The sequence below is a fragment of the Vibrio hibernica genome, from assembly GCF_015223435.1.
Classification (GTDB): Bacteria; Pseudomonadota; Gammaproteobacteria; order Enterobacterales; family Vibrionaceae; genus Vibrio; species Vibrio hibernica.
The window spans coordinates 1-21274 of sequence record NZ_VHKO01000028.1 but is presented as its reverse complement, the minus strand read 5'-3'; the positions used below and the strand labels follow the sequence as shown (position 1 = coordinate 21274).

The following is a 21274-nucleotide window of genomic DNA, read 5'->3' as shown; positions in this document are numbered from 1 at the left end:
AACACTATGACTGCACATATCGCAGGTTCTGCAGATGATTTTGCTTCCACCGTTATCATGCCTGGTGATCCACTACGCGCAAAATACATTGCAGAAACTTACTTAGACGATGCCAAGCTGGTTACTGATATCCGTAATATGTTGGGCTACACCGGTTGTTATAAAGGGCAGCGTATTTCAGTGATGGGACATGGTATGGGGATCCCGTCGATGGTGCTTTACGGCCATGAGCTGATTAACGACTTCGGTGTTAAACGGATTATTCGAATAGGCAGTGTGGGTGCAACCCAAAAAGATGTGCAAATGCGCGACGTTATCCTTGCTCAAGCGGCTGGCACCGATTCACCCACTAATTCAAAGCGCTGTAATGGTTATCACATGGCAACATCGGCGACGTTTGAACTACTACACAATGCTTATCTATCCGCGAAAGAAAAAGGTATTCATGTCAAAGTAGGTAACGTGTTTACTGGCGATCTTTACTACGATCCCGATGCCGAATTAATTCCTGCCCTCGAACGTTTTGGGGTATTAGGTATCGATATGGAGGTGGCAGGCTTATATGGCTTAGCACACCAGTTTGGTATTGAGTCTCTGGCTATACTGACCGTATCTGATCACTGTATTACCGGTGAGGAAACGACCGCAGAAGAGCGCCAACTCTCATTTAATAACATGATTGAAATCGCACTAGAAACGGCTATCCAATCTTAACCTTTGTACCGTATTGAAAACCTTATTAAGAGGGCCAGCTTATTTGGCCTTCACCTATTCTAATAATATTTATCCTACAAGCCCTTGGAGTGAATGATGAATAATAAAATAACACTCACCGCTATCAGTTTTCTCGCTAACTTTATTATGGCTGGCTTTGCTACCCAATTTGGCATGCTGGTCGAGCCGATTGCTAATACATTTGGCGCAAACGTTAATGAAGTCGCCTCCATTTTCTCGTTATTAAATGGGGGTGCACTCGCTGGTACTATTGCAGCTTTTTTGCTAATTGAAAGAATCGGCATCAAACGTATTACCGTTCTATGTTACGGTACTATTGCAGTATCAGCCCTCTGTTTATATCTCGCACCATCGCTATTTATCGTCATGCTATGCATGACACTGATAGGCTTTTGCGGAGGGGTTGGTCTATGTATTGCGGGAACTATCGTTGTTTCGGTGTGGAAGGATAAAATCCAAAGCACCATGTTGGTTGTTCAAGACGCAACCTTTAATATTGCCGGTGTAGTTTTTCCCTTGCTCACTACTTATGCATTAACCAACGCAATGAGCTGGAGTATTAGTTACCTCAGTGTAGGTATGGTCGCACTGGCCACCATGTTTGTCGCACTGCTAACAAACTTTAATCAATGCGATAGCGAAAGTGGTACTGAACAAGAAGCGAAATCAGAATGGAATTTTGGCATCATTAGCGGTGGGGTAGGTTTGTTCCTTGGCATGCTGGCGCTATACACGTTCCTAACATGGGCTCCGATGTTCGTAAAAGAGAAATTCGATATTCCGTTCGAACAAGCAGGTAATATTATCACCCAATATTGGTCGGCCGCACTTATCGGTGCACTGGTTTCTACCATCATTGTTTCACGCATGAAAATTCAAACGTTCTTGCTGACGATCATCTCTGTGGCCATGCTCATTACTTTTGTTATCGTAACGACCAATAAACTAGAATGGTTATCTTATCTAACCTATGGATACGGATTCGCCTGCGCAGCACTTTACAATGCATTTATTGCTTACGGTGTATCATTTGTACGTAATGCGACCAGCAAGAACGTTTCTTATATATTAATCAGCGGTAGTGCCGGTGCGATGTTTAGCCCTGCAATCAGTTCGTTAATGGAAAGTGTCGTCGGCCTGCAAACGGTGATGTATGCTATCCCTGTTATCTATGGTGTGATTGTTGTGATGCTATTAACTTCAACGAAGTTTACAACAGCCGCACAAAAACAGATTCAATCGACTTAAGCAACGTCGAATCAAACAAAAGCCTGTACAATGCAGGCTTTTGTCTTTTTTGAAAAGATAACGATAACTACCCCCTTCTTACTTGAAGCTGCAGCAGTGTTGGCTACGTTTATTCCCCTATCATACAGTCTGTCTATGCTCATGAAGATGCCCCCCACTTGCCACCAACCTGCCACCAACCTGCAACTGCAAGTTATTTGGGTATAAATGGTTATTCTTCAACAAATTGGCGCAATTTCTCTAAATCAAGAATACGTAATCCGTGCTTTTCTTTAGCAATTAGACCTTGGGTTTCTAAATTTTTTACCGCGCGCCGATATACTCGATCTGACGTTGCAAAACGCTCGGCTTCCAAATAGTTTTTTTGAAACCCATCAACGGGTAAATCATTCAAGTACTGGTGGTAGATGTCATACGCAAGGTTAAAGGTAATAGGATACAGTAGGCGGCGTGATAAAATTTCAACAGTATCTTGGTAATCAATCGCAATAGCGCTAGCAAAATAGAGGGAAAGTCGAGGCTGTTCAAGTAAGCAACGTTGCAGTTTTTGAGCATCGACGATCGCGACTTCAACAGGCTCCACTGGAACAATATCCATCTGGCATCGATAGCCAGTAAAGAACTCCATCTCACCAAATACTTGCTGATCGCATTCAAGTGTACCAAGTAGAAAGATTTTACCATTTCTTGCTGTTATCCCCATAGAAATTCTTCCTGAATCAACCAAATACAGGTTTTCTACTGGTTCACCCTGAGTCAATATCTTTTCATTTTCTGAAAAAATGCGACGTGCACAAATACAATCTCGAATCGTTTGTTCTATGAGATGTTTATCTCGATTCCATTCTGCTTCAAAACGTCCTTTGCCTAATGTGTGTAGCTGCATTGATTTTCCTAAAAACAGAGCAACGGCTTACAACATGCTATCACAAAAAACAAAGAGCTACTTGAACGAGCATCCTTCATTAATTTGGAATTTGGGGATAGAAAACCCACAGCTTAAACCTGCTTCGGATAATGCTTTTTCAATAAGCTGTGCATATTACGCTTACATTTGTAGGTTTCCGCCAGTGATGTTATCGCGAGATAAAAATCAGCGAGTGCGGCTGGGTGTTTAGCCAATAAGCGCTCGACGCGTTGTAAATAGTGAATTGCCTCTTGATAACCTTGGTTACTGGTGCGGTCAATACACACGTGAGCAACACGAATCTTGATCAATGGGCGAATCGCTAAGTAAGCAATACGCAACGGCAGCACCATGTTTACACATCTCTTGGTATTCAGCGGCTGGGCAAGTGCAGTAGCTTGATAATGTTTGATCACCATTGAGTTGCACACGATAAAGCTGAGAACCTTTTACTTCGGCATTGGCGGTATGACCATTAACGGTCAATTTACGCACCGCTCCACTGTTCGCGAGCTGCATGCCTTTTTGTAATGAGCTCGGTTCGCACAGGGCAAACAGAGCAGTAAAATCAAAGAAAGAAGAGGAATTATTAGGCATAAGCAGATCCGTTTTCGCTATCGTCGGCCTTGTCTGATCAAGACGTTGCTAGAGGTTTCACGCACTTTGCCTATTTTGGATTGGAGCTTCAAGTCAAACATCGTGATAATGAATAAAACGGTGGATCAACTCGCTACACCTTCGAATACAATGATCTGCCCTAAGTAGTACATCACCCAGAGTTTGGCACCAGTCACACAAAAATACACAAACAAGAAACCTATTACACCTTGGGTGTGATTTTTATCACTTACAACAAGTAAGCATATCCTTACTATTCAGATAACGAATCAATGTGTCTTATCTGTCTGTATCGTTTAAATCGGTTTTGTTTTGAATGGACAGTTACTCTATGGTGTGAATAATGAAAAAAATGCGACTTGCTCCGACCGCTTTGCTGCTCAGTAGCGCACTGCTCGTGGGCTGTAATCAGGATATCGATATCATGGCAACACCTGAAAAAACGCTTAAAATTGCTACCTATAATCTCTCTTTTGACCGTAACACCTTTGCACAACTGGTGACTGAAATGCAGGTCGAACCTGCGCAGCAGCAAGCTTTGGTTGAAGCTTACTTAGCGGGCAAGATTGAACAAAAAGACAAAACATTAGCGCAAAATGTTATCCAGATCCGCAATGTCGCGGCGGTTATTCAACATAATCGCCCTGATGTATTGATGATGGCGGAATTCAATAATGATGGTACTGGTGAAGATACTTCGGCGTTGATCGGCTTTCAAAAAAATTATTTGTCTGTCGCGCAAAGCCGACAAGGCGCAGGAGGCGAGCCAGATTTAGAGCCGATTGATTATCCGTTTGCTAAAGCCTACGCCACCAATACTGGGCTATTGAGTGAATTTGATTTGGATAATAATGGCCAAAAGGGTCAGTTACCGGGCGATGCTTGGGGATTTGGTTTTTATCACGGTCAATACGCGTTTGCTTTACTGTCTAAGTACCCAATTGATGCGAGCCAAGCACGCACCTTCCAGCACTTTAAATGGAAAGATATGGCTGGAGCAGAAAACCCCAAGATCACCATCTGTGATGGCTCACAAAAAATTCCTCAAGGCATGGTGTGTGGTGATGCTTGGTATAGTGATGCAGAATGGCAACAGGTACGTTTATCGTCTAAAAACCATGTGGATGCGCCGATTGTGATTCCAACTGCCGATGGGGATCAAGTGATCCATTTACTGATGTCTCACCCGACGCCCCCGGTCTTTGACCCTGGTAAAAATCAGCAACAAAACGCTGCAGAAGTTCAGTTTTGGCACCATTACATACAAAATCAGCCTTATTTTTACGATGATGCTGGTAAGACTGGCGGATTAGCTAACAATGAAAGGTTTGTCATCATGGGCGATTTAAATCTCGACCCGGTCGCCGGTGATGGGCTCAGTGAAATAATGCAAGCGCTGCATGCTGATCCGCTACTCAATCAAAAGGTGACTCAAGGGACGCTTTACCCAAGTAGCCTTGGTGCCGCTGAATTTGCTGCGCAGCGATCATCAACTCATCCTCATCCACAGCGAATCACGTCCACTTTTGGCTTAGGCGTTGATTATGCTCTGCCTTCGGCTAACTTAACGGTTATTGATTCAGGTGTTTATTGGCCAGCGTCTGATCAGGTGGGCTATCGTTTAATGAATGACTCGCGTTTGGGCCGTTATGGGGACGGTAAAGATGTCTCTTCCGACCATCGCCTAATATGGGTTGAAGTGAAATTATAGGGCACCCCAAGTTGTTGGGGGGATAAGAAAAGAGGCTCTATACCCAAACAACTTGGAGTTGCAGGTAGGCGGCAAGTGAGTGAGCCCCCATGAGCATAGATAGACTATGTGATTGGGGCGAACGAACGTAGCCAACACCCCTGCAGCTTCAAGTCGGAAGGGTATATTTAGAGCCTCAATCAAGCAAGTTTAACCAACCGCAGGAAAATCTAAGATGCTGGTGGCGACGGAGAAATAGATAATAACTCCGACCGCATCGGCAATAGTGGTAACCAGTGGCGCACTGGCCGATGCCGGATCAAACTTAAGTTTACTGAGAATAAATGGCAGTGACATCCCCACCAGCGATCCAACTACGACCACAATTTGCATGGTTAACGCTACCACTAAGGCAATTTCTGGACCGCCGCGCCATAAGCCAAGCAGCGATACCGCAATCGCCATAGTGACACCCAGTAAACCGGCGATAAACAGTTCTTTAGCCAGCATTTTCGCCCAGTCTTTACCAATGACTTCGCCAGTGGCAATAGCTCGGACCATCAGCGTTGCCGACTGCGCCCCGGCATTACCACTACTACCAATCAATAATGGTAAGAAAAAGACCAGCGCAACGTAGGCTTGAATCGTATCTTCAAAATAGGCGATCCCCGCTCCGGAAAAGAGATTACCGAACACCAGCAAAACCAACCAAAACACGCGCTTACGGTACATCAATCCAACGGAAGCATCTTTTAGGTTACCGGAGAAATCGACCGCGGCAGATTTATGAATCGAACGATCTGCTTCTTCTTCTGCAACGTCCATCGCATCATCATAAGTCACAATACCGACCATGCGATTTTGTTGATCCAATACCGGAAGAGCGAGTAAGTCATATTTACTGATCGCTTGCGCGGCCACATTTTGCGCTTCATCCACCCGTACAAAGATCAGCACTTGAGTCATGATTTTGCCAACCGTTAGACTTGGCTCAGAAATCATCAAATCACGCAGGGAAACGGTACCTTGCAGATGCATTTGCTCATCAACAACGTAAGCTTGGTAAATAGTTTCTCGCTCACTGGCGATTTTCCGTAGTTGGTTGATGGCTTCTTCAACGGTTTGATGGGCATCGAGCGTCGCAAAATCCGAGGTCATTAATGCCCCGACGCTCTCTTCTGGATAAGAGACTAAGCGCTGAATATCGCGCCGGTCTTCCGCATCCATTTGTTGTAAAACTTGATGCTGAAACTCTGGTTCTAATTGAGTAAGTAAATCAGCGCGTTCATCATGGGGCATGAGCTCCGTCATTTGTGCGAGCTCTTGCGCATTAAGCTCTTCGGCGAGCTTTTCTTGCCAGCGCAAGGAAAAATACCCAAATAGAGCGGCTTGTTTTTCTAGAGAAATCAGCAGTAACAATTGCCCCGCTTCTTTAGCGGTTAAACGTTGATTATCCAACAATTCGGTGAGGGCTTCTGCGCAGTCAGCCAGTGGGTGCTCTTCAACAAAGCGTTCCATAGCTTCGGCATTTTGACTGATGTGCAGCGCCATGAGGTCTTGAGTCATGATATTGATTGACATCTAAATACTCTTTTCATTGTCATGTGAGCATGAATCAACGTCATTATTGTTTTATCTTATGACATGCTCTTTGCTCTTAGCGACTAAAGATACTGAGAAATAAAAATAAAATAATAATAAGATGAATAGCATGCAAATGGCTGATTTTAGCACAGTTATAAGACAACCAGAGCGAAGAAAAAGAAAATCAGGCTATTCTGACTACGTGCTAAGAAAATAGACGTCGACAAAATAGCCTGATGAAGGTTGTAAATGACAAGGTCGCTTCACTTATCCAGACGATAGCGAGTTAAGCTTCCACAACTTGCCAGCTAGCCAGTGAAACGGTCGGCTCTAAACTTAATCGACCAATCACCCGTTCGATGTGTGAATCGGTCCGTTGTGTTGCCATCACCGAAGAGATGACACGTACCTGAGTCTGTTTATCTTGGATTAAGGTTTCACTTTCTAGCTTTTGTAATTGCAAAGCCCCCGAAGAGACACCTTGCAATAATAAAGCTCGAACATGCGCTTCATCACTCTCTAAACAAACCACCTCTAAACGGTATTGCCACCAGCATTCCGCTTGTTGGACGGACTCGACAGGGCGATAGTTGATGATCCTCACTAACGGGCGTAATAGGGTATTGGTGGCCAAAATAACGATCGTCACCGCAACCGCACCTGACCACTGATTGGCGCCAATCATCACTCCTATCGCGGCAGAGCACCACAAAGTAGCCGCGGTATTTAAGCCGCGAATATTGGCCCCTTCTTTCATTATTACCCCAGCACCGAGAAAGCCGATGCCTGAGACTACCTGCGCTGCCACGCGTGTTGGACTGGCATCGCCATCAACCATCATCGACATCAAAGTAAAGCTTGCGGCACCAAGGGACACTAAAGCGTTGGTCCTCAAACCGGCCATGCGTTGATGCCATTGACGCTCAAGCCCCACCATGGCTCCCAAGCCTGCAGCTAACATGAGCGGCAGGATAAAATCAAAAATGTCCCACATGGCGAGCTCCTATGCCCATTTATACCGTGGGCGGAAAATCCAGAATCATCGTCGCCACCGAGAAATAAATGATGACTCCCACCGCATCGGCAATCGTAGTGATCAATGGCGCACTAGCGGAAGCAGGATCAAACTTCAGTTTGCTAAGAACAAACGGCAGTGACATACCAACGACCGAGCCAACAATCACCACAATTTGCATGGTAATTGCCACGACTAAAGCGATCTCTGGTCCGCCGCGCCATAAACCAAGCATCGACACAGCGGCGGCCATGGTTATGCCGAGTAGCCCCGCTATCATCACCTCTCTACCGAGCATTTTTGCCCAATCTTTACCGATCACTTCTCCGGTAGCCAGTGCCCGAACCATCAAGGTGGCAGACTGAGACCCCGCGTTACCGCCACTGTCGATCAACAGCGGTAAAAAGAAGACCAAGGCGACGTAGGCTTGAATGGTATCTTCAAAATGGGCGATCCCTGCGCCAGAAAAAAGGTTACCGAACACCAGCAAGACCAACCAAAAGACCCGTTTACGGTACATTAATCCCACTGAGGCTTCTTTTAAGTTACCCGTGAAATCGACCGCTGCCGATTTGTGCATGTGGCGATCAGCTTCTTCTTCTGCCACATCCATCGCATCATCATAAGTCACAATACCCACTAGACGATTTTGTCCATCGACTACGGGTAACGCGAGCAAATCATATTTACTGATCGCTTGTGCTGCGACGTTTTGATCTTCATCGACTCGGACAAAAATCAACACTCGGGTCATGATCTTACCCACAGTTGAGCTGGGCTCTGAAATCACCAAATCGCGTAGTGACACCGTACCTTGTAAACGCTGCTGATCATCGACCACATAAGCCTGATAGATAGTTTCGGTTTGCTTAGCAATGCTGCGCAATTTTTGCATCGCTTGCTCGACCGTATAATCGGCAGCGAGTACAGCAAAATCAGAGGTCATCACCGCACCGACACTCTCCTCTGGATAAGCAACCAGCCTTTGAATGTCAGAACGCTCCTCGCTATCCATTTGATCCAACACTTGCTGTTGCAGTTCTGGTTCCAGTTGAGTCAGTAAATCGGCTCGTTCATCGTGTGGCATAAGCTCAGTTAACTGAGTGAGTTGCTGAGCATCCATTTGCTCAGCGAGTTTTTCTTGCCACGTTAAACTGAAATAACCAAACAGAGCCACTTGCTTTTCTAATGGCAGCAACGTAAGCAATTGACATACGTCTTGTTCAGTAAATTGTCGCTCGGTTAATAGCTGTGCAAAAGCTTCAGCACAGTCAGCCAAAGGATGTTGGTCGATAAAACGTAGCATCGCGGCTTGATTATGGCTGATGTGCAGTGCCAACAGCTCTTGAGTCATGATAGAAACAGACATCGTGCTCTTCCCTTAGTGCTTCCAAAAACGCACAAAGCGCTTCCAGCCAGATGAAGTTTTAGCCACACCTTGATCATTAAGTTCAAGTTGATGACGAATGATCGCGCGGGCAGCGTTTAATTCCAAGACACCCACGACACGGTGGCGGCTATCCAGTATTGGTAGCACGGGCCATTGGCTTTTTCTCAGTTGTAATGCGGCAGGATAAGCTTCGCTTAAGGCGAAAGTATAATGGTTAGACCCTTGTACTAGCGCAGTGACGGGCTGGGTTTTATCAGCACATAATAAACGGCTAATAGACACCAAACCTTGGTACTCAGCGCGATCATTAATCAAAGCAATAACATGAACAGAAGAAGAAAACAGCGGGCTCGCTTTGAGCATGGTGATCACTTCTTGCACCTGCAATTGGTCACTAACACAGAAAAAATCACGCTTAGCGTGGCTCAATACTGCGCGTTGCACTGGGGTACGGGCTTTTTTTACATCAGCGATGTAATGCGTACGAAAAACTGTCATCTTTGTCTCTCCTGAGTTGGGCTCAGGACAAAGAAACCTGGTGATCGCAACCACAAATTTTGCCTAAACGAAAAACGCTTAGCGCAACAATGGGTTTGCGAAGCACGACGTGTCGGCTCACAACATGTGAGCATCAGTCATAGGTTACGCACGGGCAAACGTTGCCTTACTGCGCAAAGTATTAACGTATGGAATTAACGATGGAAGGAAAGAGTTCGCTTTGCCAAGGGTAGTTACCGCCTGACAACAGCTAAAGAGAATTTAGCGACAGGCTAGCAAGAAACCGTTGGTGTTTTCGAACCATCGAAAAGACCATACTGTGATATTCGACTACTCGACGAGTCCATAGGTTTCTATTGTACCTCGATAAATTAAAAGGGATCGATTGTTGCTCGGCTTAACGCTTAAAGTATAGCGTTAAATCACATCAACCGGGTTATTTTTCGCGCTGAATATTATTGATCAACCAATTGAAAGTCAATTTAAAATTAAGCGCGAACGCATTTTTTACCATTTATCTCAAGCCAGCAACAACGGTTCTCTTGGGAGGAAGGCCAACTAACGTAACGTCTCTTGATTGACACCGAGGTTCTCACCTAGCCACATCACTTGCTGTTCACTATGATCATGCCAGTCATCACCAGAGACAGGATGAATCAAGACACTCAAGGGACCACGTGCATTATCCAGCCAATCAATAAATGATTTTTGCTGTTCAGAGAAATGAATTTCAAACATCGGTTTGCGATGGGGGCCAACCAAACGCGGGACCAAAGGAAAGATGGCACTAATCTGCTCGCGGCATTCAGCAATAATGGTTTGCTGCAAAGCATAAGCGAATGGCTGCTGAGATAAATCAAAATAAACATGAGCGTGATACATCATTTACTCCTTGGGCAAGTAGGACAAGTTCTCACTATTATACGGGGCGTAGCGATGAAACCTAGCCTGAGTTTTTCAGCAACTTGGTTAAGATTTTTGAACGATCAGATTGATTCATCGTTACTCGCCGGTACATATCACTACAGAGTAAGCAGCCATCGCCAATCGTATCGATTAATCAGCTCGATAAACTTGCCCTTTTAACCATTCAATAAAAATCGCCGTGGTTTCCGTTTGATTATGAACAATAAAGTAATAGCCTGCGTTCGCCGCTATCGGCTCAAATGGCGTGACTAATTTGCCCTGTTCTAATTCATTACTCAGTAGAGCCAGCCTTGCCATCGCGATACCAACGCCCGCCTCAGCCGCCGACATGGCCATGTCGGTTCGATTAAAAAAATGACCTTGATGAGTCGCCAATTCAATGCCCATTTCCGAAGCCCAATACAACCACTCATAATCTCGCGCCGCTTTTGCCCATGGCATGGCATCATGCAACAAAACGACCTCGCGCCACGCCGATGGACGACGAGCATGTGTCATTAAATCAGGATGAGCCGCCAGATAAGCCGGGCTCATAACCGGTAATAAATACTCTTCCAATAATAATTCTGCGTTGGCTTTAGAATAAGGAAACGGCCCGTAGTCAATCGCCAGATCAAAATCGCGCCGATCGCTATCTACCAATGCTCCTTCCGCGAAGGTTTGAATTTGAATATCAGGATGATGACGATAAAAGTCTTCCAGCCGGGGCACCAACCATTTAAAAGCAAATGATGGGGTGAGTTTTAAACGTATCTCACGTCGATTGGCTCGTTGGTTAAGATGCTCAATTGTACTGTCAATATCTTGCAAGCTACGTTGGACAACCACCAACAAGGTTTGTCCCGCTTCGGTCAACCGCACCCCTCGCGAGTGCCGTTCAAAAAGACTAAAACCTAATTGCGCTTCAAGCTGCAATAATTGCTGGCTAATCGCTCCCGTCGTAATGTGTAAACTTTTGGCCGCACTACTGAAACTGGTATGATGAGCGACCTGTACAAAGGTATGTAATGCTGCAAGGTAAGTATTCTTTAACATGGCAATAGCCTTTAGAAAAACTAAACACTGATGATAATTTTTATCGATTGTTAACAAAAGGTAAAGCAAAGAAACTACTTACGTTGTTAATTTGGAGGTTGTCATGGAAATTATTGTTTTAGGTAGTGGTGTTATTGGCTTAACCAGTGCTTGGTATTTATCACAAGCAGGGCACAGTGTGACGGTTATCGATCGTCAAGCCAGAAGTGCAGAAGAAACCAGTTTTGCCAACGCAGGGCAAGTTTCCTACGGTTATTCTTCGCCTTGGGCAGCCCCAGGTGTGCCGCAAAAAGCCATCAAATGGCTACTGGAAAAACACGCACCGCTGAAAATTAAGCCATCACTTGATCCCAAGCTACTCAATTGGACAACCCAAATGCTGGCGAACTGCCAGTTATCTCGTTATCAAATTAATAAAGCTCGCATGTTATCGATTGCTAATCATAGCCGAGAGTGTTTGATTGAGTTGAATAAAAACTACGATATTCAATATCAAGGCCGCCAAAAAGGCACCTTGCAAGTGTTTCGAAAGCAGAAACAATTGCAAGCGGTTGAAAAAGACATGCAGTTGCTGGAAGAAAGTGGCACTCGTTTCGAACTGCTGGATGTCGCAGGCTGCTTGAAACAAGAGCCAGGATTAACGCCTGTTCAAGATAAACTGGTTGGTGGCCTTTATTTACCCGATGACGAAACTGGTGACTGTTATCTGTTTTGCCAACAATTAACCGAGTTAGCAAAATCGAAAGGCGTACGCTTTGAGTTTAATACTCAAGTGCAAGGCTTACTGAGCGAAGGCAATAAGATCACCGGTGTCCAAACCGATAAGGGGCTACTTAAAGCCGATGCTTATGTGGTTGCGATGGGCAGTTACTCTCCGGCGCTGCTCAAACCATTTGGCATTGATCTCCCCGTTTATCCAGTAAAAGGATACTCATTAACCGTACCGATCCGTGACGCCGATTTTGCTCCGCAATCCACCGTGATGGATGAAACCTATAAGGTTGCCCTAACCCGTTTTGATGAACGTATTCGCGTCGCTGGAACCGCTGAATTAGCGGGCTTTGACCCTTCAATTCCCGAAGCGCGTAAAGCCACGATTGAAATGGTGGTGAAGGATCTCTTCCCTCAAGGCGGTTATTTCGAACAAGCGGAATTTTGGACTGGCTTTCGCCCAATGACTCCCGATGGTACGCCAATCATTGGCGCAACCAAGCTCGACAATCTTTATACTAACACTGGACATGGCACATTAGGCTGGACGATGGCTTGTGGCTCAGCCAGTTTACTGGCCGATATTATCAGCCAACGTCCGAGTAAAATAAAAACCAGTGAACTCAACGTGTCTCGATATGGTCAGGCGGTATCATAGGATTATGAGCGTCTAATCAATCCGTATTTTCACCTCCTCTCTGGCTCAACACCGCGTTATGGTGTATGAGCCATTTTTGTTTAGCCTCTATCACCCTCGCACAATACATCACTAAAAATTAACATGTTATGACTATTTATGTGATCAAAGCCACGCAAACACACAAGAAAGAAAAAACCAGTTAACAAAATAGTTACAAGAGATTTAAGATGTGGATGCAAAACAAACACAACAATTCGTTAACAGGGAAACTTTCATGCAGTCATTTGTTGATTTTATTAATGGAATAATTTGGAGCCCAGCCCTAGTGTATTTATGTCTTGGCGCTGGTTTGTTTTACTCAATCAATACTCGCTTTGTACAAGTTCGTCATTTCACCGAAATGTGGCGCTTGCTACTGTCAGGCAAAAGCTCATCAAAAGGGATCTCTTCTTTTCAGGCATTGGCCGTATCTTTATCCGGTCGAGTCGGGACAGGTAATATCGCCGGTGTCGCTGCAGCCATTGGCTTTGGTGGGCCAGGCGCGGTATTTTGGATGTGGATGGTGGCCTTTTTTGGTGCTGCCACCGCCTATGCAGAGTCGACCTTAGCGCAAATTTATAAAGAAGAAGACAAAGATACCGGCCAGTTCCGTGGTGGACCGGCTTATTACATTGAAAAAGCCATAGGTCAAAAATGGTATGCGTGGATCTTTGCCATTGCGACTATTTTAGCCTGTGGGGTTTTACTGCCCGGTATTCAATCGAACAGTATCGGTAATGCGGTTGAAATGGCGTTTGGCTCTGGAGACATGGTCGAAACAGCCATGGGCACCTTTAGTTTTGCGAAGATCTTTACTGGTGCATTAATCTGTATTGTGCTGGCTTTCATTATTTTCGGTGGCGTTAAGCGTATTGCTCAATTTACTCAGTTTGTCGTTCCTTTTATGGCACTGGCTTACGTTATCCTCGCCTTTATCATCATTCTTTTAAATATCACTCAAGTTCCCGCAATCTTCATTATGATCATTGGTGATGCTTTTACTCCTATGGCTGGCTTTGGTGCTGCTATCGGTTGGGGGGTGATGCGTGGCGTATATTCTAATGAAGCAGGTCAAGGAACCGGTCCTCATGCTGCAGCTGCAGCGAGTGTCCAACATCCAGTGCAACAAGGGTTAGTTCAGTCATTTTCTGTCTATATTGATACTTTACTGGTTTGTTCAGCCACTGCTTTCATGATCCTAATCACCGGCGCTTATAATGTTCACGGCGCAGAGGGGATGATACTGCAAAATTTACCAGCAGACATTGCAGCTAACAGCCCGGCCTTTACCCAAATGGCGATTGAAACCACCCTACCAGGGATTGGTAAGCCATTCGTTGCTATGGCGCTGTTCTTCTTCTCATTTACCACGATATTAGCTTATTACTATATCGCAGAGACTAACATTGCCTACATTCGCCGTAGCTTCAAAATCAGTAGTGCTATGTTTTTACTCAAAGTGGCCATGGTTGCAGTGGTGTTCTACGGTAGTATCAATACCGCTAACCTTGCATGGGCGCTCGGCGACGTTGGTGTAGGGCTAATGGCATGGCTGAATATTGTCGGTATTTTAATTATCTTCTTTTTGGCTAAACCGACCATCGTGGCGTTAAAAGATTACGAAGAACAACAAAAACAAGGCGTTGAGGAGTTCACTTTCAACCCCGTCAAGCTTGGCATTAAAAATGCCACTTATTGGGAAGAGAAATACCTACGTAAAACAGGCCAAGCCCCAACCGCTGAACCTGAAGGTAAAGCAACCGAGCTGCCAAGTACCTAAATAGTAAGGCCGCTTTGTAAACACAACCTGCTGTATATAAAAATAAAAAACAGTACCAAGGGTTAGCGATTGCTAACCCTTTTTTTGATCTATGACTACAGCTTACTAAATAAAAGGAAAATCTATTATCAATAGCATCTACATGGTGCCCTATAGGTAACCAGATTAATAATTTAATTTTGAGGACAATCACAAAATTTAAAACCAAAAACAAAACAACATACTATCCAATCGTTCTGTTGATAGGGATCATCATTATTCATATCAAGTCAGGAGAAGATAAGCTCATCTTTTGATAATACAGAGCTTGACTATGACAAATCCTATCGAACATGAAAGAAAAGTAACTTGGGGAAGTTATCTAGCCCTAACGTTTGCGGTCGTTTTTTTCTCTGGACTACTTCAGTCTAACGAATGGTACGGCGTATTTGATTTTACTACCCTCAATGGCTCATTTGGTAAAGTCGCCTATAGTGTTACGGAAACAGCAGAAGGGGTGCAAACTGTATCAACTTCTTTTCGTGGCAATGGCGGAAGTGGTGCTCGAGATGGATTCATCTTTGCTCTTTCACTCATTCCTACCGTTATGTTTGCTTTGGGCATGATTAATGTCCTTGAACAGTACGGCGCTCTCGATGCCGCTCGAAAACTATTAACTCCCCTATTACGCCCCTTGATGAGTATTCCAGGTAATACTGGATTAGCACTTATAGCTTCCTTACAGAGTACCGATGCCGGCGCTGCAATGACCCGTAAGCTGAAAGACGAAGGGCGGATAACTAAACGGGAAACCGATATCTTCACGATGTTCCAATTCACCGCCGGAGCAACGATTGTTAACTTCTTTTCCTCGGGGGCGGTACTCTTCACCTTAACTCTCGCTGACGGTTCTTTGGCGGTGACTTCTTCAATTGGCTTAGCTGTTGCTGTCATGTTTGTCTTTAAAATTATCGGAGCCAATATTTTCCGAATTTATCTCAATATTACCGAAGGGAAAGAATCACCACCGACAACCACTCATCAGGCACAAGAAGAGAGCAAATAATGAATAATCCATCTGAAACTCAATCATCAACAACAAAAAAACCGATGATCACTGATGTATTCGTTGAAGGTGCTAAAAAAGGCTGGGTAATTGCGACCACATCAACCGTCCCGAATGTATTAATGGCTTTTGTCATCATAAAAGCCTTACAAATAACAGGAGCGTTAGATCTGATTGGTGTTTTATTTTCACCAATCATGGCAATTTTCGGCTTACCCGGTGAAGCGGCTGCAGTATTAATTGGCGCTTGGATGTCTATGGGAGGTGCCGTTGGCGTTGTTATCACTCTCTTTGATCAAGGCATTTTAAATGGTGCTCACATCGCTATTTTAGCTCCAGCCATTTATTTGATGGGATCGCAAGTCCAGTATATTGGTCGAATTATGGGCCCTATTGGCACTGAAGGTCGTTACATTCCAGTGATGATTATTATCTCCATTCTTAATGCATTTGGTGCCATGTTAGTCATGAATTTATTTGTTTAGGAGACAAAAATGTCATTTTCTTTAGAAGAATATCTCAATGAACTTCGCCCACTGATAAACGTTGACTGCGGAACTTACACCCTAGATGGTATTGATTTTATAGCTGAACAATTCGAAAACAAGTTTCAGCAGTTAGCCGGTTGGCAAGTGAAACGCATTGATTGTGATAGAGCTGGGGTCGGTTTAGAAATTCGTAACAAACCTGAATCAGAGCTTATCGATGTAATGCTAATTGGCCATATGGATACCGTATTTCCTCCCGGTACCGCAGCTCAACGCCCCATGACACTCGACAGTCAAAAAGCCTACGGCCCCGGCGTATCAGACATGAAGTCTGGACTACTCAATATCGTTTATGCAATGCGTAAACTTAGCCAGAGCGCCCTAGATAAGTTGTCTATCTGTATTTGCATGAACCCAGATGAAGAAACCGGATCTTTGTATTCTCATCAATGGATACAAAATATTGCCAAAAAAGCTCGCTATGTTTTGGTTGCTGAAGCTGCTCGTGCCGATGGTAGCCTAGTCAAAGCACGCAAAGGTATGGCACGGTATAAAATCGAGTTTTCAGGCATTGCTGCTCATGCTGGAAATGAACCAGAAAAAGGTCGCAGTGCTATCACGGAAATGGCTCATTGGATTTTAGCAATCAATCAAATGACTAACTTATCTTCAGGAACCACTTTGAATGTCGGCGTTGTGTCTGGAGGGACTGGCGCGAATATCGTGCCCGATCAGGCACAAGCTATTGTTGATGTCCGCTTTTGGAACAATCAAGAATACGATGATATTAATCATCAATTAATCAGCATGATAGAGCAACCATACCTCGATGGGGTTAAGATTTCTTTACATCGTGAAGCCTATAAACCCGCAATGATTCCAAGCGATGAAACACAATCATTAATGAGTATCGTCGAGCAAGTAGGAAGTGAAATCGGTCTAGATATTCATTGGCAAGCGGTAGGTGGCGGTTCAGATGCTAATGTCACGGCCATTTTAGGCATCCCAACGTTAGATGGGTTTGGTCCAATTGGTGCTGGATTCCACAGCGAAGAAGAATATCTCTTACTGGATTCCATTGAACCTCGGATAAAACTCTTGATCAACCTACTAGAGAGATTGGCACGGTAATCATTATGATAATTCAAACCGAAATCCTGTACCTGAGATTGCAAGGGAAATAGCCTCATGCTCATCAATATTGATGAGCATCGCTATCGTTTCAAATAGCAAAGGGAGGTTGCTTATAATAAAAAACGAGCGCAGGATAAACTGTTACGTCCCCGCTTTATAAGGATTTACATGGATGTTTAAAGTACTGATCACCGGCTTTGAGCCATTTGGAGAGGATAGCCTTAACCCATCACTGGCATTAATCAATGCACAACAACAACTACAACTTCCTGGCGTTGAAACGATCGGCTGTGTTCTACCCGTGGTCCGTTATCAAGCCGCTGAAACTGCGATTAAAGCCATTGAGATACATCAACCCGATTTAGTCTTGATGTTCGGGCAAGCCAGTGGACGTGCCGCCATTACACCTGAGCGAGTAGCCATTAATCTTGATGACTACCGGATAGCCGATAATGCTGGTCATCAACCGATCGATGAAGCCATTATTGCCAACGGACCAGCGGCGTACTTTACTACCCTGCCGGTCAAAGCCATGGTGGAGGATTTACAGCAAGCAGGGATCGCCGCCGAAGTATCCTACTCGGCAGGGACGTTTGTTTGTAATCATCTGTTTTATGCTGTTCAGCATTATTTAGCTCAAAAGGATATTCGCAGCGGTTTTATCCATGTTCCGCCGTTGCCAGAACAAGTTCCAGCGACTAATCCATCACTACCCAGCTTAGGATTAGAACCGCTCATAGCAGCCGTACGAGTCATGATTCAAACTTGTTATCACAGCAAACAAGACAGGCAAATCATCGGTGGAAATGTGTGCTGATAGCCATAAAACGCAAAAAGCTGGCCTGAGCCAGCTTTGATGGACCATATTAGATTTAAGCGCTAACTGGCTCAGCGACCACCGCCGCTTTACGCTTAGCACCAATCGGTAATACGGTTCGGCCATATTCATTATTGATCACTTGCGCCATGGCAAAATAAATCGCGCTCGCACCGCAGAAAATACCTTCAAAACCAGCAATCGTACCAATCAGCTCACTACCGGTAAAATCACGCAGCGCCAGTAAAGCAAACAAGATAGTTAACGAACCAAACACCACTTGTTTAGCGACTGGGTAGCACAGTGAACCAATAAACATAAAACCAGTAAAAATGCCCCACAACGTTAAATACCAGCCCATAAAATGAGCCGGGCTGGCTGGCAGTCCCATATATGGCATCACTAATAGACCGACTAAAGTTAACCAAAATAAACCGTATGAGGTAAACGCAGTGGTACCAAAAGTATCGCCACGCTTAAAGCACATGATGCCAACAATCACTTGGCTAAGGCCACCATAAAAGATCCCCATTGCCAAAATCATTGAATCAATAGGAAAGAAACCAGCATTATGGATATTAAGTAGAATTGTTGTCATACCAAAACCCATCAAGCCAAGCGGCGCAGGGTTAGCAAGTTGCGTCGACATTCACATTACCTTCAAAAATGTTAATAAAAATTACGCGCGAAGTTTAGTGAACAAGTCGTCAAAAAGGAAAAACCATTAATGAAAACTTAGATTACATTTATACAGCTTTTGTTACATTTAACTTTCTATAGTCAAAGGGCCTGAACTATCACGCCATCTGGAATAGATCAGACCTCATGCCTTTGCTGGTCATCCACCTTACTCCACTGTCAAAATACCAAGCATAACTAGGCAATAAGCGTCTCACCGCGATTTAAACGCTTTATTTTGAACGCAATTTAATCACGAAAGAATAGCCGCTATGAAAAGCAGCAGGCAATATGCTTTCATCCATATCGCCCGCTGCTTTAAAGATAACGCTATTTATCTAGGGCTGTGTAATCGCTATCCAAGGATCACCCGCCGTTGGTACATCACCTTGCGACCACCATTTCGCTTGATATACCGCACCTTGATAAGTCACGAGATCACCAGCATAGTAAACTTTACTGGCTTGCCATAGCTCTGTTCCTTCAACCGGTGGCTCATCTGGCTGTTCAGGCTCGGTTGACTCTAATTGTTCCACCACTCGTACTTTAGGCCAGCTAGCGTGAGACTGATAATAGTTAGTCACACACTTTTCATAATCGCCTTCAACCAGAGCTGAATAGGCGGTTTGAAAGCCGACTAAATTACATTCAAAAGAATAGCCACCGGGACGATCAGGATAATAACGCCAGTTACCATCCCAATTGGTGTAAAGGACATCCGTTGCGCCATTTAAATTTAAGCTGCCATAGGGCGTTTGTTGCCAACAAGTATTCAGCTCGTCAGTTTCAATCGGGATCTGATAATGCTCAGCCAAACCTTCCCAATAACGAATCCGGTTAACCGGCTGACCTTTATCTTTGTTTTGCTCGCCACACTCAATTCCACCATTAATGACATTGATGGTGGTACCAAATCCATAACCAATTCCTGCATCAATTTCACGTTGAGAAGGTGTCCAAGTTCGGTCGATAACGTGCAACATCGCCGGTTTAGGCGCTTGAGGCGTTAAAAAGAACCAAATCGCAGAAGCGAGGTTAAGCCAAGAGTCCGCGACTAATCCGGGATTATTCAACAATACAGAAGCATCACCATCAAACATCACCTCAGAAAAAGCACCGTAATTAAAGTGATAAGAAAGTTGTTTGGCACCACGACCAAAATAGCCTTGCCCATCACCACAAGGCCATTTCCGGTTTTGCCAATCATTTTGTCCACACCCAGTGGTATAACCGAGCTGTCCTTCCGACCAGCCCATTTCCCGAACATGGACAAGCGCTTGCTGCCACTCCTCCAATCCAAGTGGATTATCAGAAATATTATCTTTCGCTATATGACCACCCGTCTCTTGAGCAAAATGAGCAAAAGCCGTGATCACCGACTTTTTACAAATGGCATCGGCATCCCGTCCATCCTCATAATCACCACAAAAGGCGGGGAACTTGCCGATAGCCCTTAAAAATCGAGTATAGGTGTATTCTGGTGCGGCCATATGAGTGAGGAAATTCCATTCATGCTCAGGAAAAACCCGCTCTACTCGCTTCACATTGTCTGGATTACTCGCCAACCCCGGTTCAATACTTTCGACTAAACTATTGGGTGCTGTTCGTAAAGCTTGTGACCAAATCGCATACATAGGGTCAGCCGTTTTTTGCTGCTCAATGGCTTGTAGCTCAGCACGAGATACCACGTACCCAGAGCTATCGAGAGGATCGACTTGAATCGTCATTGCATAACTTGGCAGTGCACAAATAAGGCTCACCCAACAGGCCGTTTTATTGAGTATGAACATGAAAAAATCCCTCTTATTGATAAACGCCACTTTAGGATAAAGGCTATTCATCTGCTTTTAAGCAAAAACCAATGATGATAAGACGGTTTTGCGAGGCACTAGCGATCATCCTACGTCCATACTGTATCGTGACATTTTTCTTGGAAGCACTACGACAAATGTGACCCAATAAAAAACCTCAGGCAGAACCTGAGGTTTGATAAACAGTAAACTCAAAAAACGAATACTGGGAAATCATTCCCACTCGAATATCAACGGGCACAAAATACATCGAAATAACAGCTATTTAGAAACACCACCTTTCCCGATACCATCATCTATACCATGCGCAGAATTTTTTTGATTTTTTGCTGATCGTCGACGTATTTTATAACATTCCGAACTTATACCATAGTAGCTTGTTCCGTAGCCCTTTTACGACTACCAACCATCAAAGCAAGACTTAGCAGCGTAATTAATGAAGCAGATAAATAAAGCGTACTAATATTCCAATGGTCTAAAATTC

At 44.5% G+C, this 21274-nt stretch carries 19 protein-coding genes and 1 pseudogene; 9 read left to right on the top strand and 11 right to left on the bottom strand.

All coding sequences use genetic code 11. The annotated features are described in order from the left end of the window. Window positions 1–6 precede the first annotated feature (6 nt). Together deoD and tsgA are read left to right on the top strand one after the other, a co-directional pair. A complete protein-coding gene (deoD, locus tag FH976_RS10660; protein ID WP_194090834.1) occupies window positions 7–714 on the top strand; it encodes a purine-nucleoside phosphorylase in 708 nt (235 codons plus the stop codon). A gap of 96 nt (window positions 715–810) precedes the next feature. Then, complete coding sequence (tsgA, locus tag FH976_RS10655; protein ID WP_194090846.1) at window positions 811–1983, top strand: MFS transporter TsgA; 1173 nt, start codon at window positions 811–813, stop codon at window positions 1981–1983. A gap of 211 nt (window positions 1984–2194) precedes the next feature. Here tsgA and FH976_RS10650 read toward each other — a convergent pair whose 3' ends face one another. The 3 genes and pseudogenes from FH976_RS10650 to FH976_RS10640 form a co-directional block, all read right to left on the bottom strand. Beyond that, window positions 2195–2869 (bottom strand): Crp/Fnr family transcriptional regulator, encoded by a 675-nt coding sequence (locus FH976_RS10650; protein ID WP_194090833.1) that lies wholly within the window; start codon window positions 2867–2869, stop codon window positions 2195–2197. A 113-nt stretch (window positions 2870–2982) separates the two neighbouring features. Next, window positions 2983–3171, bottom strand: a pseudogene (locus tag FH976_RS10645) (SWIM zinc finger family protein); the annotation flags it as partial. Further along, window positions 3167–3409: an SWIM zinc finger family protein gene (locus FH976_RS10640; RefSeq protein WP_407701642.1), complete on the bottom strand. Its 243-nt coding sequence runs from the start codon at window positions 3407–3409 to the stop codon at window positions 3167–3169. The gene FH976_RS10640 and the pseudogene FH976_RS10645, both read right to left, overlap by 5 nt. A gap of 442 nt (window positions 3410–3851) precedes the next feature. Between FH976_RS10640 and FH976_RS10635 the strand changes: the two genes are divergently transcribed. Continuing rightward, the gene (locus tag FH976_RS10635) at window positions 3852–5219 is read left to right on the top strand and encodes an endonuclease/exonuclease/phosphatase family protein (protein ID WP_194090830.1); all 1368 of its coding nucleotides are present in this window, start codon (window positions 3852–3854) and stop codon (window positions 5217–5219) included. A gap of 189 nt (window positions 5220–5408) precedes the next feature. Here FH976_RS10635 and mgtE (FH976_RS10630) read toward each other — a convergent pair whose 3' ends face one another. The 6 genes from mgtE (FH976_RS10630) to FH976_RS10605 all read right to left on the bottom strand — a co-directional run bounded on the left by mgtE (FH976_RS10630) (window position 5409) and on the right by FH976_RS10605 (window position 11647). Continuing rightward, window positions 5409–6779: a magnesium transporter gene (gene mgtE, locus FH976_RS10630; RefSeq protein WP_004395818.1), complete on the bottom strand. Its 1371-nt coding sequence runs from the start codon at window positions 6777–6779 to the stop codon at window positions 5409–5411. Between the two features lie 289 nt (window positions 6780–7068). Further along, entirely contained in the window at window positions 7069–7776 is a 708-nt protein-coding gene (locus FH976_RS10625) for an MgtC/SapB family protein (protein WP_194090829.1), read from the bottom strand. A gap of 19 nt (window positions 7777–7795) precedes the next feature. Beyond that, the gene (gene mgtE, locus FH976_RS10620; RefSeq protein ID WP_194090828.1) at window positions 7796–9166 is read right to left on the bottom strand and encodes a magnesium transporter; all 1371 of its coding nucleotides are present in this window, start codon (window positions 9164–9166) and stop codon (window positions 7796–7798) included. Window positions 9167–9178: 12 nt separating this feature from the next. Continuing rightward, on the bottom strand, window positions 9179–9685 hold the full coding sequence (locus FH976_RS10615; RefSeq protein WP_004395821.1) for a CBS domain-containing protein: 507 nt from the start codon (window positions 9683–9685) through the stop codon (window positions 9179–9181). A gap of 558 nt (window positions 9686–10243) precedes the next feature. After that, entirely contained in the window at window positions 10244–10567 is a 324-nt protein-coding gene (locus FH976_RS10610) for a DOPA 4,5-dioxygenase family protein (protein ID WP_004395822.1), read from the bottom strand. A 174-nt stretch (window positions 10568–10741) separates the two neighbouring features. Further along, window positions 10742–11647 (bottom strand): LysR substrate-binding domain-containing protein, encoded by a 906-nt coding sequence (locus FH976_RS10605; protein ID WP_186463249.1) that lies wholly within the window; start codon window positions 11645–11647, stop codon window positions 10742–10744. Between the two features lie 103 nt (window positions 11648–11750). Here FH976_RS10605 and FH976_RS10600 point away from each other — a divergent pair, with 103 nt between their 5' ends. The 6 genes from FH976_RS10600 to pcp all read left to right on the top strand — a co-directional run bounded on the left by FH976_RS10600 (window position 11751) and on the right by pcp (window position 18301). Continuing rightward, the gene (locus FH976_RS10600) at window positions 11751–13016 is read left to right on the top strand and encodes a D-amino acid dehydrogenase (RefSeq protein WP_161438670.1); all 1266 of its coding nucleotides are present in this window, start codon (window positions 11751–11753) and stop codon (window positions 13014–13016) included. 256 nt (window positions 13017–13272) lie between these two features. Continuing rightward, on the top strand, window positions 13273–14817 hold the full coding sequence (locus FH976_RS10595) for an alanine/glycine:cation symporter family protein (RefSeq protein WP_194090827.1): 1545 nt from the start codon (window positions 13273–13275) through the stop codon (window positions 14815–14817). A gap of 313 nt (window positions 14818–15130) precedes the next feature. Continuing rightward, window positions 15131–15862, top strand: a complete 732-nt coding sequence (locus FH976_RS10590) for a nucleoside recognition domain-containing protein (RefSeq protein WP_194090825.1) — start codon at window positions 15131–15133, stop codon at window positions 15860–15862. Next, window positions 15862–16347, top strand: coding sequence for a YjiG family protein (locus FH976_RS10585; RefSeq protein ID WP_187025109.1), 486 nt, complete (start codon window positions 15862–15864; stop codon window positions 16345–16347). The genes FH976_RS10590 and FH976_RS10585 overlap by 1 nt, the downstream gene beginning before the upstream one ends. Window positions 16348–16356: 9 nt before the next feature. After that, window positions 16357–17481, top strand: a complete 1125-nt coding sequence (locus FH976_RS10580) for a M20 family metallopeptidase (RefSeq protein WP_194090824.1) — start codon at window positions 16357–16359, stop codon at window positions 17479–17481. Between the two features lie 175 nt (window positions 17482–17656). Further along, the gene (gene pcp, locus FH976_RS10575; protein ID WP_194090823.1) at window positions 17657–18301 is read left to right on the top strand and encodes a pyroglutamyl-peptidase I; all 645 of its coding nucleotides are present in this window, start codon (window positions 17657–17659) and stop codon (window positions 18299–18301) included. 55 nt (window positions 18302–18356) lie between these two features. Here the strand turns inward: pcp and FH976_RS10570 are convergent, their stop codons facing one another. Then, window positions 18357–18950 (bottom strand): acetate uptake transporter, encoded by a 594-nt coding sequence (locus tag FH976_RS10570; RefSeq protein ID WP_154168954.1) that lies wholly within the window; start codon window positions 18948–18950, stop codon window positions 18357–18359. A 367-nt stretch (window positions 18951–19317) separates the two neighbouring features. Further along, entirely contained in the window at window positions 19318–20769 is a 1452-nt protein-coding gene (locus FH976_RS10565; protein ID WP_187003704.1) for a chitinase, read from the bottom strand. Between the last annotated feature and the right edge of the window lie 505 nt (window positions 20770–21274).

What these genes read in the sequence shown, in the direction of transcription:
- FH976_RS10585 (WP_187025109.1), top strand. Translation starts at nt 15,862, where the DNA reads ATGAATAATCCATCTGAAACTCAATCATCAACAACAAAAAAACCGATG.
- mgtE (WP_194090828.1), bottom strand. Translation starts at nt 9,166, where the DNA reads ATGTCTGTTTCTATCATGACTCAAGAGCTGTTGGCACTGCACATCAGC.
- FH976_RS10565 (WP_187003704.1), bottom strand. Translation starts at nt 20,769, where the DNA reads ATGTTCATACTCAATAAAACGGCCTGTTGGGTGAGCCTTATTTGTGCA.
- pcp (WP_194090823.1), top strand. Translation starts at nt 17,657, where the DNA reads ATGTTTAAAGTACTGATCACCGGCTTTGAGCCATTTGGAGAGGATAGC.
- mgtE (WP_004395818.1), bottom strand. Translation starts at nt 6,779, where the DNA reads ATGTCAATCAATATCATGACTCAAGACCTCATGGCGCTGCACATCAGT.
- FH976_RS10605 (WP_186463249.1), bottom strand. Translation starts at nt 11,647, where the DNA reads ATGTTAAAGAATACTTACCTTGCAGCATTACATACCTTTGTACAGGTC.
- FH976_RS10610 (WP_004395822.1), bottom strand. Translation starts at nt 10,567, where the DNA reads ATGTATCACGCTCATGTTTATTTTGATTTATCTCAGCAGCCATTCGCT.
- FH976_RS10625 (WP_194090829.1), bottom strand. Translation starts at nt 7,776, where the DNA reads ATGTGGGACATTTTTGATTTTATCCTGCCGCTCATGTTAGCTGCAGGC.
- FH976_RS10640 (WP_407701642.1), bottom strand. Translation starts at nt 3,409, where the DNA reads ATGCAGCTCGCGAACAGTGGAGCGGTGCGTAAATTGACCGTTAATGGT.
- FH976_RS10650 (WP_194090833.1), bottom strand. Translation starts at nt 2,869, where the DNA reads ATGCAGCTACACACATTAGGCAAAGGACGTTTTGAAGCAGAATGGAAT.
- FH976_RS10600 (WP_161438670.1), top strand. Translation starts at nt 11,751, where the DNA reads ATGGAAATTATTGTTTTAGGTAGTGGTGTTATTGGCTTAACCAGTGCT.
- tsgA (WP_194090846.1), top strand. Translation starts at nt 811, where the DNA reads ATGAATAATAAAATAACACTCACCGCTATCAGTTTTCTCGCTAACTTT.
- FH976_RS10595 (WP_194090827.1), top strand. Translation starts at nt 13,273, where the DNA reads ATGCAGTCATTTGTTGATTTTATTAATGGAATAATTTGGAGCCCAGCC.
- FH976_RS10580 (WP_194090824.1), top strand. Translation starts at nt 16,357, where the DNA reads ATGTCATTTTCTTTAGAAGAATATCTCAATGAACTTCGCCCACTGATA.
- FH976_RS10590 (WP_194090825.1), top strand. Translation starts at nt 15,131, where the DNA reads ATGACAAATCCTATCGAACATGAAAGAAAAGTAACTTGGGGAAGTTAT.
- FH976_RS10635 (WP_194090830.1), top strand. Translation starts at nt 3,852, where the DNA reads ATGAAAAAAATGCGACTTGCTCCGACCGCTTTGCTGCTCAGTAGCGCA.
- deoD (WP_194090834.1), top strand. Translation starts at nt 7, where the DNA reads ATGACTGCACATATCGCAGGTTCTGCAGATGATTTTGCTTCCACCGTT.
- FH976_RS10570 (WP_154168954.1), bottom strand. Translation starts at nt 18,950, where the DNA reads ATGTCGACGCAACTTGCTAACCCTGCGCCGCTTGGCTTGATGGGTTTT.
- FH976_RS10615 (WP_004395821.1), bottom strand. Translation starts at nt 9,685, where the DNA reads ATGACAGTTTTTCGTACGCATTACATCGCTGATGTAAAAAAAGCCCGT.